This is a genomic window from Herbaspirillum huttiense, assembly GCF_047300815.1.
GTDB lineage: Bacteria > Pseudomonadota > Gammaproteobacteria > Burkholderiales > Burkholderiaceae_D > Herbaspirillum > Herbaspirillum huttiense_A.
This window is the reverse complement of the sequence record NZ_CP178608.1, coordinates 5,165,305-5,181,112: the sequence shown is the minus strand read 5'-3', so window position 1 is coordinate 5,181,112 and position 15,808 is coordinate 5,165,305. Positions and strand designations below refer to the sequence as shown.

The 15,808-nt window shown below is 63.7% G+C and carries 16 protein-coding genes and 1 pseudogene; 13 read left to right on the top strand and 4 right to left on the bottom strand.

Features of this window, described 5'->3' with window-relative positions:
* Positions 1-30 precede the first annotated feature (30 nt).
* On the bottom strand, positions 31-1,464 hold the full coding sequence (locus ACLRDN_RS23780; protein ID WP_413458282.1) for an MFS transporter: 1,434 nt from the start codon (positions 1,462-1,464) through the stop codon (positions 31-33).
* Between the two features lie 197 nt (positions 1,465-1,661).
* Between ACLRDN_RS23780 and ACLRDN_RS23775 the strand changes: the two genes are divergently transcribed.
* From ACLRDN_RS23775 to ACLRDN_RS23755, 5 genes are all read left to right on the top strand, one after another.
* Positions 1,662-1,943, top strand: a complete 282-nt coding sequence (locus ACLRDN_RS23775; protein ID WP_413458281.1) for a hypothetical protein — start codon at positions 1,662-1,664, stop codon at positions 1,941-1,943.
* A gap of 216 nt (positions 1,944-2,159) precedes the next feature.
* Positions 2,160-2,441, top strand: coding sequence for a hypothetical protein (locus tag ACLRDN_RS23770; RefSeq protein ID WP_413458280.1), 282 nt, complete (start codon positions 2,160-2,162; stop codon positions 2,439-2,441).
* Positions 2,442-2,457: 16 nt separating this feature from the next.
* Positions 2,458-2,661 (top strand): hypothetical protein, encoded by a 204-nt coding sequence (locus tag ACLRDN_RS23765; RefSeq protein ID WP_413458279.1) that lies wholly within the window; start codon positions 2,458-2,460, stop codon positions 2,659-2,661.
* A gap of 259 nt (positions 2,662-2,920) precedes the next feature.
* On the top strand, positions 2,921-3,181 hold the full coding sequence (locus ACLRDN_RS23760; RefSeq protein WP_413458278.1) for a DUF4148 domain-containing protein: 261 nt from the start codon (positions 2,921-2,923) through the stop codon (positions 3,179-3,181).
* Between the two features lie 116 nt (positions 3,182-3,297).
* Complete coding sequence (locus ACLRDN_RS23755; protein WP_145605521.1) at positions 3,298-3,522, top strand: hypothetical protein; 225 nt, start codon at positions 3,298-3,300, stop codon at positions 3,520-3,522.
* Between the two features lie 187 nt (positions 3,523-3,709).
* Here the strand turns inward: ACLRDN_RS23755 and ACLRDN_RS23750 are convergent, their stop codons facing one another.
* The 3 genes from ACLRDN_RS23750 to ACLRDN_RS23740 form a co-directional block, all read right to left on the bottom strand.
* Positions 3,710-4,375: a GAD-like domain-containing protein gene (locus tag ACLRDN_RS23750; RefSeq protein ID WP_413458277.1), complete on the bottom strand. Its 666-nt coding sequence runs from the start codon at positions 4,373-4,375 to the stop codon at positions 3,710-3,712.
* Between the two features lie 116 nt (positions 4,376-4,491).
* Positions 4,492-4,935 carry a hypothetical protein gene (locus tag ACLRDN_RS23745; RefSeq protein WP_413458276.1) on the bottom strand — a complete coding sequence of 148 codons (444 nt, stop codon included), beginning with the start codon at positions 4,933-4,935 and terminating at the stop codon, positions 4,492-4,494.
* Positions 4,936-5,514: 579 nt separating this feature from the next.
* Complete coding sequence (locus tag ACLRDN_RS23740; protein ID WP_413458275.1) at positions 5,515-6,177, bottom strand: NUDIX hydrolase; 663 nt, start codon at positions 6,175-6,177, stop codon at positions 5,515-5,517.
* Positions 6,178-6,389: 212 nt separating this feature from the next.
* Here ACLRDN_RS23740 and ACLRDN_RS23735 point away from each other — a divergent pair, with 212 nt between their 5' ends.
* From ACLRDN_RS23735 to ACLRDN_RS23700, 8 genes and pseudogenes are all read left to right on the top strand, one after another.
* Positions 6,390-7,253 carry a cysteine hydrolase gene (locus ACLRDN_RS23735; protein ID WP_413458274.1) on the top strand — a complete coding sequence of 288 codons (864 nt, stop codon included), beginning with the start codon at positions 6,390-6,392 and terminating at the stop codon, positions 7,251-7,253.
* A gap of 27 nt (positions 7,254-7,280) precedes the next feature.
* Positions 7,281-8,484, top strand: a pseudogene (pncB, locus tag ACLRDN_RS23730) (nicotinate phosphoribosyltransferase).
* A 28-nt stretch (positions 8,485-8,512) separates the two neighbouring features.
* Positions 8,513-10,210 (top strand): NAD+ synthase, encoded by a 1,698-nt coding sequence (locus ACLRDN_RS23725; RefSeq protein WP_413458273.1) that lies wholly within the window; start codon positions 8,513-8,515, stop codon positions 10,208-10,210.
* A 63-nt stretch (positions 10,211-10,273) separates the two neighbouring features.
* Positions 10,274-11,323, top strand: coding sequence for a bifunctional nicotinamide-nucleotide adenylyltransferase/Nudix hydroxylase (locus ACLRDN_RS23720; protein ID WP_413458272.1), 1,050 nt, complete (start codon positions 10,274-10,276; stop codon positions 11,321-11,323).
* A 4-nt stretch (positions 11,324-11,327) separates the two neighbouring features.
* Positions 11,328-12,509, top strand: a complete 1,182-nt coding sequence (locus ACLRDN_RS23715) for a hypothetical protein (RefSeq protein ID WP_413458271.1) — start codon at positions 11,328-11,330, stop codon at positions 12,507-12,509.
* Positions 12,509-13,663, top strand: coding sequence for a TRM11 family SAM-dependent methyltransferase (locus tag ACLRDN_RS23710; RefSeq protein WP_413458270.1), 1,155 nt, complete (start codon positions 12,509-12,511; stop codon positions 13,661-13,663). Before ACLRDN_RS23715 ends, ACLRDN_RS23710 begins: the two co-directional genes overlap by 1 nt.
* Before the next feature lie 204 nt (positions 13,664-13,867).
* Positions 13,868-14,806: a LysR family transcriptional regulator gene (locus ACLRDN_RS23705; protein ID WP_039784761.1), complete on the top strand. Its 939-nt coding sequence runs from the start codon at positions 13,868-13,870 to the stop codon at positions 14,804-14,806.
* A gap of 33 nt (positions 14,807-14,839) precedes the next feature.
* On the top strand, positions 14,840-15,760 hold the full coding sequence (locus ACLRDN_RS23700) for an ornithine cyclodeaminase family protein (protein WP_413458269.1): 921 nt from the start codon (positions 14,840-14,842) through the stop codon (positions 15,758-15,760).
* Positions 15,761-15,808 lie beyond the last annotated feature (48 nt).

Sequence of the window (15,808 nt, the reverse complement as noted above, 5' to 3'; positions counted from 1 at the left end):
GGCTGATGACAGGAAGGCTGTCTCATCAGCTCAGTTTTTCCATTCCGCCACTTCTTCCAGCGTGCGCCGTTCTGCGTCCACCGCAAAGCGCAGCGCGCAGCCTCCGGCCAGCAGTGCCAGGCATGCGCCCAGCGCATAGCCTGCGGCCACCGCATGGCGGTCACCGCTGGCGATGAGCCAGCCCAGCAGCACCGGCGCGACGAATCCGCCCACGCCGGTCCCGATGGCATAGAAAATCGAAATGGCCATGGCACGCATGCGCAGCGGGAATACCTCGCTGGCCGTCAGGTAGGCCGAGCTGGCCGCCGCCGAGGCCACGAAGAACACCGCGCTCCAGCACAGCGCGAGTGAACGCGCGTCCAGCAGTCCGGCATTGAAGGCCCAGGCCGTGGCGGCCAATCCCGCACCGGAGAGCAGGTAAGTGGCCGCGATCATGCGGCGGCGGCCGATGCTGTCGAACAGGTGGCCCAGCAACAGCGGTCCCAGCACATTGCCCAGCGCAAACGGAAAGATGTAGAGCGCCACGCGATGGTCCGGCACCTGGAAGAAGCGCGTGAGCACCAGCGAGTAGGTGAAGAAGATGGCGTTGTAGACGAAGGCCTGGGCCACCATCATCAGGGCCACCATCACGCTGCGCTGGCGATAGCGATGCAGCAGCACGTGGGCGATCTCGCGCCAGGGCAGCATGCCGCTGCCTGCCGTGCTGCTCTGGCCAGATGCACCCGGCGCGGCGTCCACGGCGGGCAGGAGACCGTGTTGCCGCTCGACCTCCACTTCGATGGCGCGCACCACCGCTTCGGCTTCTGCGTGGCGGTCGTGCATGAGCAGCCAGCGCGGACTTTCCGGCACATGCCGCCGCACCAGCAGCACCGCCACTGCCAGCACAGCCCCCAGCAGGAAGCAGGCGCGCCAGCCCAGTGCGGCGCCCATCACCTGCGGATCCAGGATCACCAGCGACAAGCCTGCACCGAGCGCTGCGCCGATCCAGAAACTGGCGTTGATGATGAGGTTGACCCGTCCGCGCACGCGCGCCGGCACCAGCTCATCGATGGCCGAATTGATGGCCGCATATTCGCCGCCGATGCCCAGGCCGGTCACGAAGCGGCACAGGGCGAGGAACAGGAAATCCTGCGCAAAGGCGGTGGCCAGTGTCGCCGCCATGTACAGCATGAGCGTGAGCATGAAGAGCCGCTTGCGCCCCAGCCGGTCGGTGAGGCGGCCGAAGACCAGCGCCCCCAGCACGGTACCGGCAATGTAGAGCGAGCCGGTCCAGCCGACCTGCGCCGCATCGAGCGCCAGCGTATCGCTGCGCTCCAGCACGCTGCCCAGCGAGCCGACCAGGGTGACTTCCAGCCCGTCCAGCACCCAGGCCACGCCCAGGGCGATGACCACGCGCCAGTGCCAGCGTGACCAGGGCAGGCGGTCCAGGCGGGCAGGGATGGTGGTGGACGGGGTGGCAATCATCGAGGGCTCCGTGGGCGAGACGAGGCGCACCGTGCAGCCTGCGCCTGATCGGCAGACCGCCCGCCTGGAGTGCAGGTTCCTGTGGATGAGCTGGGTGGCATGTGGCCGCAGGTGCCTCAGTCATTTCCTGATGGGCGCAAGCACGGCCGCAAGCTACCATCGCCGTATTGCCATCAACCCATCAGAACGGGGAGGACATGGACTGGTTCGATACCATCATGCAGTACGCCATCTACGCCGCCCTGGCGGTCTGCTCGTTCGGGCTGGTGGCGGCCATTGCGCTGTTCATCGCGCTGGAACACCGCTGGCAGGACCGCGTGAACCAGGATGTGGAGGACCTCGCGCAACATCTGCGACAGGCCCATCACGAAGCCAGCTTGCCCACGCATCCCTGGGAAGAACTGCGCAACCGCATCGGCGAGATGCAGATCGTGGCCGAGGAGACCGACCGGCCCGGCCCTTACAAGAACGTCGCCTGAGGTTTTTCTACCCGCACGCTGATCTCTTTGCTCCGCAGCTGTCCAATCTGTTCCCCCCTTTTTGTGGCACCTCAACGCGGCACGCGTTCTGCGGCTCTGCCTGCTTTCCTACAGCAGGCAGAGCCATTGTCCGCTTAACGGCCGGGTCCGTTGCGGGAATACTGCCCTTCCAAGATGGCACGTGCGCGTGCCGCCACAAGAAGGGAGACCCGCATCATGCCAGCCGCCAATCCAGCCAATACCGACCCGCTCGCACACGATCCGCTGCGTCTTCGTTTGCGCAAGACCCTCGCGGGTGGACGCATGCCGCCGGTGGAGCGTCCGCCGCAGCAGCTTAAGCGCACCGTGCAACTATCTTCCCCAGCTTGTGTGGCTGCGTGCCGTGCAGCCACCGAGGCTGGCCATGCCAGGCCTGTGATGAAGCAGGCCTCGGCCAAGCAAGTCCAGCATGAGGAATACACCCAGCCCCTGCGCGTGAGCCAGCGCCAGTGGACCTGATCCCGAGGAGCCGACCATGACCCGCCCTGATCCGCAACCGCATCGCGCCGACAACGCGCTCGACGATCATCCCGATCCCCGCCACACGCCGCCGCAGGAGGTCGCTCCCGATCCGCTGGCCGGTGCCCCGGCCAAGGGCCGCACGGTGCTCAAGCCCGGCGGCCTGTCGGAGGCGGAACAATTGCTGGAACAACAAAAGCTGGATCGACAGGGACAGTGATGGCGGTTGCAGGTTAAACCTATTGCCTTGATAGTCCCCGACGATTGTTCCAGAACCCGGAACACTCAATTCTCTCCAGCATGGTTTTTCTTCTGAGCGCTCTTCCGTAGACTTCAGTCCATCGATGAACGACATCGCAACGCAAGAAACGATGCGGTTCTAGAGAGTGGCGTGAGCCGACCGACATCCCGGCCACATGCATCACTGAACTGTAAGCAAACCTACTGAAGTCCACTTAACGCATTCAAGGAGAAACATCATGTCCGCAAAGACCATCATCGCCGCCGTCCTGGCCCTGTCCGCATCGTCGGTTGCTTTCGCTGAAGCCCAATACCCGGTCGACCAGCCTTTCGTCTCGCACACCACCCGCGCCGCCGTGAAGGCTGACCTGGCCCGCGCTCAGGCACAAGGCATCGCCAACCAACCTGACTCGGTGTTCCCGGCCGTCAGCAATGGCCCCGCCAAGAGCGCCGTGCAAACCGCCGGCAGCGTCGCCGATTCGACCTACGCTGGTGCCTGATGCAGGGTGATCCGATGCGTGGACCGGCATGATCGGCCACGCATCGCGGTTCGCTGCATCGTCACTGGTGTGAAGCAGAACCCCCCAGCACGTACAACAAGAAAGAGGAATTCATCATGCTGCATCAACTGTTCTCGCGTAGTCTTTCCGTGTATCCGCGGATCTACCTGCAATTTGCCGCTCTGGTCGGTTTGCTCATTGCCGCCGAGTTCAGCTTGAGCACCCTGTCCATGATGCTGACCCAGCGCGCCGTCTATCGCGTCTCGCAACGCGTGCGCCACCGCCGTCAATTGCAGCGCCGTGAACGCTGTGCCGATACTGGCGGCAATTGCTGTGCCTGAGCCTGGCTCAAGAATTTCGATATGAAAAAAGCGGCGCACCCACTGTGGGTGCGCCGCTTTGGTTTTTGGCGCCGATGCCGGGAACGGTGTTGAGGCTGAGGGCTGTTGTCAATGGATGGGTCCGGGACATTCGCTCAGTGTGATTCATCCAAATGGGAGGCGGGCGCATTGACGAATGGCTGCATGTTCAAGAGCCGAGCAACTTTTCAATATCGATCCCCGAAAGTGGCAATTCCGGCTCTGCGAATTGGCGGAGAATCGTCAGGTGCACGTGGGCATTCACCTTGGCTACATTTTCTAGGCGAATTTTTCCTCCCAGTACGATGGCAGGCTCGAATCCATAGATCTCATGCGGCTCAAGCGGGCCTAGTTTGGCTCTGGCGCGTTCGAAGAGCGGCTGGCCGTTCTCGTCTTTCATGTCAAGCTCGATCGGCTCATTGAATGCAAAAAACGAACGGATTGAAAAATCCAGGTCTTCTTTAGTTTTTGCCTTCAATCTATTTTCCAAAGCAGCGACCATATTGAGGGCGCAATAGATCGTGACGCTACATCCTGTTTTTTCACCACACACATGGAGTTCGCCAAATGCTGTCCTCGCAATCACGTGGAATGCATCAATCTCATCCAATCCTGTATCGGCTAGCCACTCATCAACGAGGTCTTCATAGTCATCAGGGTCAACAGTGCAAAAGAGGCCATTCGCATACTCGCACCATCCTTCTTGCTCCCAGTATTTCATTAACTTATCTGGCAGCTTACCGCGCCATTTTTCAAGGCTTGCGGCGGGTACCGGGGAGGTCTTGGTCGCTTCGCCAAAGTTACTAATAAAATATTTGAATCCTTCGTCTCTCATCTCATTCCCTTGCCACTGCAAGGCTCCAGTTTGAAATTCATGAACGGTCCCGAAGTGTTGCAACTAGATTGGCCAGAGCCACGAAGGTTAGAAAGCCTGGGTCGTGACTTTTCTCTTCACTGCTTTGGGGTAAACGGTTTGAGTTTTGGGAGACACTTGTCCCAAGCGCCGCGCGGGAACATGGTAAGAGCCTTCTGGGAAATGTCTTGATCGTGAAATCCTGTGAGTGTTATTCCAAGATTGAAAAAAACGATGAATCCAAGGCAGGTGAGTGGGTTGCCGTCTTCCGCGACCAGCTTCGCAAGAATGACGCTTTCGTCGTCAAGAAACAGATTGTTGTCCTTGAATCGGATGTTTTCCATTTGCCGCCCAAAGCCGATATGAGATACGGCTTCGGCAGAACCCGGCGAATACCCTAGATTCATGAAGCTGCGGAATTCCACTCTCTGGTTCAGATGATTGGAGGCGACGCTGTCTGCGGCACCAAAAATTTTCTCAATTTCGTGAGGCGTCATACCGAAGCATATTTTTCCTGCTCCCCTAACGCCCTTGGTCGTCATGACACTGGATCCCGCGTCTTATCGACCGGGTCGCAGGGCAAGTCGTTGAATTCAAGCCAAGCCTGATCAGCCAAGCGCGCAGAAGCAAGCGCAAAGTCGCGTCGCAACCGCTCGCTGGCGTCAAGCTGGTTGACTAACGGTTCATTTTGGGAGACGGGGTGATACGGAAAAGCCCGCCGCAGAATGCGGGCGCAAGGAGAGTCCGGAAGCCGCTGTTCCAGACCCGGGGATGCTTTGGGCATGCGAAGATCCTGTGCTCATCAAGTATCCCTCCCTGATGCAACACTGGCCCGCATTGTAATGTTTCCATGTGGAAACTGGCAACTTCCGGATGACGGCTGCAGCTACGAAATGCTGACGATGCGACCAAGGGGCAGCCTGCCCGGCAATGGTCCTGGCCCAGCCTGTATCAGCTGGCACCCCAGACAAAGATTCAACTTGAAACAAAGGCCCGGATCCGGCGCGAAACCGGACCCGGGCCTCCAAGGAGCAAGGTCACTGCCCAACGCTATATGACTAGTTCATCCGGTGTGCGCCGCTTTCCTTCGTACTGGCCGATCACAATGCAGCTTGCCAACCTCAAAGCCCGCGCTCCAGCAACTGCAACTGTTCACGGAAGGCCGGCTTGAGGCGATACAGCTGCGCCGGACGATGTGCCCCGCTTTCGAACTGTCCGTCGACCGGATCGAGCATGTCCATTTCCGTCATCTTGCGGCGGAAACTCACCTTGTTGATGCTCTCGCCCATCAGCACTTCATAGACCCGCTGCAACTGCGGCAAGGTAAACACATCGCCCAGCAGATGGCAGGGCAGCGACGAATACTGGCTCTTGCTGCGCAGGCGCGAGACGGCCGTGCCGATGATGTCGCCATGGTCGAAGGGCAGCGGCGGCAGCCGGTCCACGCTGTGCAGGCGAACCTCGTCCCGCTCGGCCTGGGCGATGGTGGTGGCCGGCACCAGCGCGTAATACGCAATCGAGATCGACCAGCCGCGCGGATCACGCGCCGCACCGGAGAAGGTGGCCAGCTGTTCCAGGTAGGGCGCGGCGATGCCGGTCTTGTCCAGCAGCACGCGGCGCGCGGCATCGCGCGCATCGACGTCGGTACGCGCCTGGATATAACCGCCGGGCAGCGCCGCCACCCCCTTGAAGGGCGCATGTTCGCGCTTGAGCAGCGCCACTTCCAGCCCCTCGGCCGTGAGCGTGAGCAACGCCACATCGACTGTGCAGATCACCGGATCCATTTTTCTCCTCGCCTTGTCCAAGTCAGGGAAGTCTAAAGGTACTTAGTGTCATTGTGAATCTATTTGTTGCAATTCGAATCATGGGTGGCCTGTAAACCCCAATTTACAGGGATAACCCAGAAAATTCACGAAGCCTATGTTAGTTGCAAAAGTAAATTAAGTGGTCTACACTGGCCTTACCGTAACCCGACGCACTCCGAAAGGTGGACACCATGAAGCGCTCCCTGCATCTCCTCGTGATCGATCCGCAAAACGATTTCTGCGACCTGCCGACGGACTGGCTGCCGGTGGACCCGGCTACCGGCGGGGTACTGCAACCAGCGCTGCCGGTAGCGGGCAGCCATGCCGACCTGCAACGCGTGGCACGTCTGATCGACCAGGGCGGCACGGGCCTGTCGGCCATCAGCATCACCCTCGACGCACACCACAGGCTGGATATCGCCCACCCCACGTTCTGGCAGCAAGCCGACGGCACGGCGGTCACGCCCTTCACCCAGATCGAAGCCGCGCAGGTGCGAGCCGGTCGCTACCTGCCGCGCGATCCGCAAGCGTTGACGCGCGCACTGGCCTATCTCGATGCCCTGGAAACCGCCGGACGCTATCGCCTCATGGTCTGGCCGGTGCACTGCGAGATCGGCAGCTGGGGCGGGGCGGTCCACGCCGATGTACGCGCCGCCTACAACCGCTGGGAAGAACGCACGCTGGGCGTGGTCACCAAGCTGGGCAAGGGCAGCAACCCATGGACCGAACACTATTCGGCAGTGATGGCCGAAGTGCCGGATGACGATGATCCTGCCACCCAGCTCAACCGGGGCTTCATCGCCACCCTGGCACAGGCCGATACCGTCTACATCACCGGGGAAGCGGGCAGCCACTGCGTGCGCGCCACCACCGAGCACATCGCCGCCAACCTGGATGCCGCCGGCCGTGCCCGGCTGGTGCTGGTAACCGATTGCATGAGCCCGGTGGCCGGCTTCGAGGCGCAGTACCAGGATTTCCTGGCGGCCATGTCACAGGCCGGCGTGCGCCTGGCGACTTCGGAAGAGGTGCTGCAGGAACTGCAAGCCAACGCCTGACCATCCACGTTGAAAGGAGTGCCCATCATGGCACCCGTCGTTCGCAGTCTGCTGGAAACCGATCTCTACAAGTTCACCATGTGGCAGGCCCTGCTGCACAGCCATCCCGGTGCCCAGGCCGAATACACCTTCGTGTGCCGCAACCAGCCGCAATTCCCGCTGGCCGAATTGAAAGAGGAGGTGGAGCGCGAGCTGGACCATCTGTGCAGCCTGCGCTTGAGCAGTGATGAACTGGCCTATCTGGCGCAACTGCGCTACATGAAGAGCGACTTCATCGATTTCCTCGCGCTGTTCCGTTTCCAGCGCAAGTTCATCGAGGTCAGTACCGAGGGCGAGCGCCTGTGCATCGTGGCGCGCGGTCCGCAGGTGCATGTGATGGGTTTCGAGATCTTCGTGCTCTACATCGTCAACGAACTCTATTTCCGCCGGATCGGCACGGCAGCGGCCGGGCAAGAAGCGCGCCGCCGCCTGCAGGACAAGATCGCACTCCTGCACGCCTTCGCCGCTGAAGCGCCAGGCCGTCATCCCTTCGAGTTCTTCGACTTTGGCGTGCGCCGCCGCTACAGCGCAGCGTGGCAGGAGGAAGTGGTGGCTACGCTGGCGCGCGAGGTCCCGCAGTATTTCAAGGGAACCTCCAACGTCTGGCTCGCCAAGAAATATCAGCTGGTGCCCATCGGCACCATGGCCCACGAATACCTGCAGTCCTACCAATCCTTCGGCGTGTGCCTGCGCGATTTCCAGAAGGCCGCAACTGGAAGACTGGGTGCAGGAATACCGCGGCGACCTCGGCGTGGCCCTGACCGACGTGGTCGGCATGGATGCTTTCCTGGCCGATTTCGACCTGTATTTCGCCAAGCTCTTCGACGGCCTGCGTCACGACTCGGGCGATCCCTTCGAATGGGGCGAGAAGGCGCTGGCGCACTATCGCAAGCTGCGCCTGGATGCCAACACCAAGCGCCTGGTGTTCTCCGACGGACTGGACCTGCCGCAGGCGCTGCGTCTGTATCGTCATTTTTCCGACCGGGCCATGACCGGTTTCGGCATCGGCACCAACCTCAGCAACGACACCGGCATCGCGCCGCTGAACATCGTCATGAAGCTCTCGTCCTGCAATGGCCAGGCCGTGGCCAAGCTGTCCGATTCGCCGGGCAAGACTTTGTGCAAGGACGAAACTTTCCTGGCCTACCTGCGCCAGCTGTTCGGCATCAGCGCGCCGGCCACCCCTGCCTGAGCCGCTGCGGCGGCAGAAAGGATGCATCATGCTTCGCATCGCCATCGCCCAATGCAATCCCACCCTCGGTGACTTCTCCGGCAACCTGGCGCTCCACCTCGATGGCCTGCAGCGCGCCGCCGGGGGCGGGGCCGACCTGGTGGTCTTTCCTGAACTGTCGGTCTGCGGCTACTACCCCGGCGATCTGCTGGAAGAAGCGCGCTTCCTGGCCCAGGCTGAACAGACCTTGCAATCGGTCATCGACGCCACCCGCAGCTTGCCCGGACTGACCGCCGTGATCGGCGCACCGCGCCGCAATCCCGGTCCCGGCAAGCCGCTCTTCAATGCCCTGCTGGCCGTGCGCGAGGGTGCCATCGTGGCCGAGTATCACAAGCAGTTGCTGCCGGTGTATGGCGTCTTCGATGATGGCCGCCATTTCGAGCCGGGTCCGGAGAGCGCCTGTGTGTTGCCGATCAAGGGAGTGCGGGTCGGCTTCCTGATCTGCGAGGATAGCTGGAACGACGACCTGCGCAGCTATCGCGTCAATCCCTTCGAGAAGCTGGCCCAGGCCGATGCGCAACTGGTGGTCTCCATCAATGCCAGTCCGTCGGATGTGGGCAAGCGCAGCCAGCGCCACGCCCTGTTCCAGGCCGCCTGCCTGCGCCGCCAGATGGCGCTGCTCTACGTCAACCAGGTGGGCGGGCAGGACCAGCTGGTCTATGACGGCGGCTCCTTCGCCATGTCGCCGCTGCAGGGTCTGGCCTTCGAGGCGGCGCGCCTGGCCGAGGATTTCCAGGTCATCGCCTTCGAGGGCGGACGCTTCCTGCGCAGCGACGGTGTGGGCGAACCTGCCCGCGAAGACCAGACCCTGGCCACGCCCGAATTCCAGCGCCGCCAGATCCTGCTGGGCCTGCGCGACTATGCGCGCCGTTGCGGCTTCGGCAAGGTGGTGGTCGGTTCTTCCGGTGGCATCGATTCGGCGCTCACCATCGCGCTGGCCGTGGAGGCGCTGGGGGCGCAGAACGTGGTAGCGGTGACCATGCCGTCGATGTTTTCCAGCACCGGTTCGGTCGATGATTCTGAAGCGCTGTGCCAGGCCCTGGGCGTGACGCTGTTCCGCCATCCCATTTCCGATCTGGTACGCGAGTTCGAGGACGGTTTTGCCAAGGCCTTCGGCGCACCCTTGCGCGGGCTGCCGCTGGAAAACCTGCAGGCCCGCGTACGCGGTGCCATCCTCATGGAATACTCCAACGGCTATGACGCGCTGCTGCTGACCACCGGCAACAAGAGCGAGATCTCGGTGGGCTACTGCACCCTGTATGGCGACACCAACGGCGGCCTGGGCCTGATCGGCGACCTCTACAAGACCGAGGTCTATGCGCTGGCGCGTCACCTCAATGCGCAGGCCGGCCGCGAGATCATCCCCGCGGCCATCATCGACAAGGCCCCCTCGGCCGAACTGGCCCCGGACCAGCGCGATACCGACAGCCTGCCACCTTACGAGGTGCTCGACGAGATCCTCAAGTGGCACATCGAAGGCAGCCGCCTCCCCGCCGATGAGGCCCGGGCGGCCAGCCGCGCAGTCGAGCAGCTCAGCGGAACCGAAACCGGGGCAGCACTGGTCGAACGCATCTGCCGCATGGTGGCGCGCAACGAATACAAGCGCCGCCAGTCGCCACCGGTGATCCGGGTGCGTGCCCGGGCCTTTGGCAGCGGACGGCAGATTCCGATCGCGGTGCGCTATTGAGGCGCTGGCCGTCACCAAGGTGAACGGCAGTTCGACCCTGTTGATAAAAATTAAGGAAAGCGCATGCCCGTCCTGACTCCGCAATACGATACCGCCGTGGTGATCGGCCGCTTCCAGCCCGTGCACAACGGCCACCTGCACCTGCTGCAGCACGCTCTGGAGCGCGCGGCCACGGTGATCGTGGTGCTGGGTTCGGCCTTCCACGCCCGCAACACCAAGAACCCCTTCACCTGGGAAGAGCGCGCGGCCATGATCGCCGGCGCCATGCCGCCGGGCCAGCGCGAGCGCCTGCGTTTTGTCGCCACCCGCGATTACTACGACGACCGCCGCTGGTCCGCCGAAGTGCGCCGCCTGGTCGCGGCCGAGACCGATCCGCAGGCGAAGGTGCTGCTGGTGGGGCACTTCAAGGATGCCTCCAGCTACTACCTGCGCCACTTCCCGCAATGGCAGCTGGAAACCCTGCCGCGCGCCGGCGACATCGATGCCACCGACATCCGCAACGTCTGGTTCGAGGCCGAGGACCTGGAAGTCAGCCTCGATGTGCTCGATGCTATGGTGCCGCCCAGCGTGCGCCACTACCTGCGCGCCTGGTCGCTGCTGCCGCATTACGCTGCGCTGGTGGAAGAACATCGCCAGTTACGCAAGTATCAAGCGGCCTGGGCTGCGGCGCCGTATCCGCCGGTCTTCACGACAGTCGATGCCGTCATCCGTGCTGCGGACCACGTGCTGCTGGTACAGCGCAAGGGCTTTCCGGGGCGCGGGCTGTGGGCCATCCCCGGAGGTTTCCTGGACCAGCGCGAGCGCCTGATGCAGGCCGCCCTGCGCGAACTGGCCGAGGAAACCAACCTGGCCGTGCTGGATGTGACGCTGGAAGAGGCGCTGGTGGACGTCAAGATTTTCGACCACCCCGACCGCAGTGCACGCGGCCGCACCATCACCCACGCCTACTACTTCGACCTGCGGCTGGAACACCTGCCCGAAGTCGAGGCCGCCGATGATGCGGCCCAGGCAGTGTGGACGCCCATCGCGCAACTGGCGGCGATGGAGGCGAGCTTTTTCGATGATCACTTCCATATCCTCGATACCTTCCTCAACCTCACCGGCAGCGAGTGAGACCATGGCCATCTCTGAAGCTGTCGACACCGCCGAGGCCATCGCACCGGATAGTCCGGCGCTGCCGGACCTGATGCCCGCCGCCCTGCAGCAGCTGCTGGAAAACCGCCTGCCACGCGTGATCCGGCGCGAGCCCGACCAGGACGAAGCAAGGCGCTGGCGGCGCTGGGAGATCGGCGGGCGTACCGTGCAGATCGCCCAGCCCGTGACCTTCACGCCCTATGCCTCGGCGCAGCCTTGCTCGGCGCGCTGCCGCTTCTGTTCGGAAACGCTGGACGATGGCGGCCCGCACGCGGCCGCGCTGCGACCCGGTCCGCAGTACGGCGCGCAGCTCCGGCAAGCGCTTGCCGCGCTGCGCGGGCTGCCGTTGTCGTGGTCGCTGTCGGGACTGGAGACCACCGATGACGCCGGCTGGATGCTGTCGATGCTCGACGCGCTGCAGGAGCACGCCCGGCAGTCACCCGTGCAGGGCAGCGTGCTCTACACCAATGGAGCCGGCCTGGCCACGCCGCGGGGCGCGGAGCTGGTCACGCGCCTGCTGGCTTTTGATCTGGGCTGGGTGGAACTGTCGCGCCATCATCATGAGGCCCACGCCAATCAGGCCATCATGCGTTTTCGCAGCGGACAGGCGGTTGCCACGCAGGCCGGCATCGACGCCACGCTCACGCAACTGGTGCCGCAGTTGCCGGTGAAGCTGGTGTGCATCGTGCAGCAGGGTGGCATCGATGGCGTGCCCGCGCTGAAAGCCTATCTGCGCTGGGCGCAACAGCGCGGCGTGACGGCGGTGATCCTGCGCGAGTTCTCGCAACTCGGACCGCAATACCGCAACAACGTGACGGCCCGCTACATCGGCGGCGCGCGCATCGACGTGGCGGCGTTGCTGGCAGCCTGCCTGGCCGATCCGGAACTGAGCGCCGAAGCGCAACCGGTGCATGCCACCTCCGGCTACTACTTCTGGAACGTGGTGCTGCACTGGCGCGGCATGCAGCTCACCTTCGAAGCCTCGGACTATGTGCGCATGCATGCGCGCCATGCCAGCGGACGCATCTACAAGCTGGTGTTCCATGCCAATGGCCGCCTGTGCGGCGGCTGGAATCCCGAACAACACGTGCTGCTGGAAACCACCGGTGCCGCGCCCATGCGCAGTCGCGCGGTGCAGCCGCTGCAGCTGCTGCGGAGCCCGTGATGAACGACAACAGCTGGCTGCACCTCAGCAGGCAGGACCCTGCCTGGACCCTGCCACAGGAGCTGGCCGAGACCGATCCCTTCGGCGCGCGCGATTGCGGCTGGGTGGAGCAGATGCAGCCGTTCATTGCGCACCTGTGCCCGCCTGACGGCAAGGTGCTCGATCCCTTCTGCGGATTTGGCAGCACGCTGGTCGCCGCGCACAGTGTGGGCCGCGCGGTCATCGGCATCGAGATAGATGGCCAGCGCGTGGCATTGACGCGCCAGCGGCTGCAGCGTCTCGGGGCCGATGGTCCGCCACAGCAAGTGTTGCAAGGCGATGCCACGGCGCTCGCGCATTCCCTGCCGCCGGTGGACCTGGTGTTGAGCAACGTGCCTTACTTCGGCTGCCAGTGGCCGGACGCCTCCGACGCCGCGCACGCTGGACAGCTTTACGCCAGCCAGACCTACGCCGCTTTCCTCGGCATGCTGGAGCGTCTGCTGCGCGCATTGCGCGACTGTTTGCGTCCCGGCGGCTGGCTGGTGCTGTGCGCTGATAACCTGCGGGTGGGCGAGCAGTTCGTGCCGCTGGCCTGGGATCTGGCGCGGCTGATGGCGGACCGCTTCCGTTTCGTCGAAGAACGCATCCTGGTTTATGACCGCGCCAGTACGTCCGAGACGCCCGGCCAGCTGCGCAGCAATCGTTCGCACGAATACGCGCTGATCGCGCGCCATCTGCCGCACGCCATCGATACGGAACAGACCCTTGCCGTACTGCAAGCGCTGCAGTTGGCGCATCCGGGGTTCGTCCTTTACGGCAGCTTTGCGCGCTGGCTGCAGGATTTGCCGTTGTCGCAGGCACCCGCCGATGCGGATCTGTTGCTGCCCGACGATCCGCGTCTGGTCGCTGCCGTGTGCCACTGGCTGGAACAGCAGGGCTTCGCGCTCACCTGCTGGGGCGCACCGTTCTCGGCCGCCATGGCCGGCTCCGCTGCGGCCGTGCTCCCGGAGCGCCACTACCTGCGCGCCGTGCGGCTCGACCGCGCGGGCCGGCAGGTGCGGCTGGACCTGTGCCTGCGCGATGCGCAGCACGATGTGGCAACTGTTCTTCCGCATGCGGTTTTCCATCACGGCTTGCCCCTGATGCCGCCAGCGCTGTTGCAGGGCCCCGGCTGAGCTGGTGTGATCACTGCGCCGCATAGTTTATTCATCGCCTGTCTACCCGCTTTTACTGCGCCTCATGCCAAAATGGCATGGGGCGCTGTCCATGCCATTTCGGTATAGTGGCTGGCGTTCCAAGGGAGGGTCGGCCAGGCACAACGTGGCCGGCGCCAAAGACAAGCCGCCGGACCAGCGCGGCAAGCCAACGGGGTAGGGAAGATGGAAATCAAATGGGTGGAGGACTTCCTCTCGGTCGTCGATACGCTGAACTTCAGCCGCTCGGCCAAACTGCGCAATGTGACGCAACCGGCCTTCGGCCGCCGCATCCGCTCGCTGGAAACCTGGCTGGGCGCCGAACTGTTCGATCGCTCATCCTATCCCTGCACGCTCACGCCGGCCGGAGAATCCTTCGTCCCCATCGCCAAGGAAATGCTCAACCAGTCCATGCAGGCGCGGCTGGTGCTGCGCGGCCAGCTGGCGGGCGCGCAATCCTCGGTCCGCTTTGCGATGCCGCACACGCTTTTGCTGACGGTGTTCCCCAAGCTGCTGTCGGAAATCGAAAAGACCATCGGCGCCATCGCCACCACCGTCATGGCCGGCAACGTGCACGATGCCGTCATGGCCCTGGTGGAGCGCAACTGCGACCTGCTGCTGTGCTATGACCATCGCCAGCAGGGCATCGCCCTCGATACGGAACGCTATGCCGTGCTCTCGCTGGGCAAGGAGCCGCTGCGCCCCTACGTCAAGACGCTGCCCAGCGGCCAGCCCAAGTACGTGTTGCCGGGTACGCCCAATGATCCGCAACCTTTCCTCAGTTATTCCCCCTATTCCTCGCTCTCGCGCATCGTCGAGAAGGCCCTGCATTCCAGCCCGCGCCGCGTGCACCTGTTCCGCCGCTTCGAGACCGACCTGGCCGAAGGCTTGAAGAGCATGGCCGTCGAAGGCCACGGCATTGCCTGGCTGCCGGCCAGCGCGGTGTCGCGCGAGATCGCCGAGGGCAAGCTGACCCTGGCCATCGCCCCGAACGACAGCGAAGCGCTGGAGCAGGGGCTGTGGTGCGACGAGATGGATATCCGCGTCTATCGCCGCCTCGATGGCGCCAATCCGGACATAGACCGGATCTGGAACTATCTCAAGGCCGAGCACGGCACGCCGTAATTTCTCCTGCATTTTTTGAAGCCAAGGTCCCGCATGAAATTTCTCACCAACCAGCAGGTCAGCGAACTGCTGACCACCGAAGACGCCATCGCCTCCATGCGCGAGGCCTTTGCCCACGCCGCCGAGGGCGCGCACCAGGGGCGCGTGCGCACCAGTGCTGCCAATGGCGTGATGCTGTCGATGATGGGGGCGGTCATTCCGTCGGCCGGTATCGCCGGCGCCAAGGTCTACACCACCATCAAGGGCCAGTTCAAGTTCGTCATCCAGCTGTTCTCCAGCGAGACCGGCGCACCGCTGTGCACGCTGGAAGGTGACGCCATGACCGGCCTGCGCACTGCGGCCGCAACCGCAGTGGCCTGCGATGCGCTGGCCCGCAAGGACGCCGCCACCCTGGCCGTGATCGGCACCGGCGTGCAGGCGCGTTCGCACATTCCGGCGCTGCTGCAGGTGCGGCCTTTCAAGGAAGTATTGATCGCCGGCTTGTCGGGCCGGGAAGCCCTGGCCGAGGAAGTCACGCGCAACCATGGAGTGCCGGCGCGCGTGGTGAGCATCGATGAAGCCGCTGCCGCAGCGGACGTGCTGGTCACCGTGACCCGTTCAGCCACGCCGCTCTTCGATGGCAAGCTGCTGCGTCCGGGAGCGTTCGTGGCCGCCGTCGGTGCCTCCAAGGCCAACGTGCGCGAGCTGGACGACACTGCCATCGCTCGTGCCGCCGCGCTGTTCGTGGAATGGAAGCCGCAGGCACAGCAGGAGGCCGGCGACCTGGTGCAGTGCGCACCGGGCGTGTTCGAGTGGGACAAGGTGATGGAACTGGCGCAGGCTGTCGATGGCAGCCTGCCCTATCAGCGCCAGGACGAGGACATCGTCATCTACAAGGCCATCGGCATCGGGCTGGAAGATGTGGCGCTGGCCGGGCTGGCATATCGCAAGGCGTGTGCGCGGTACGGCTGGTAAGCCGGACCTGGCGCGGTGAAAAAAGGCGCTGCGGATTTCCCCGCAGCG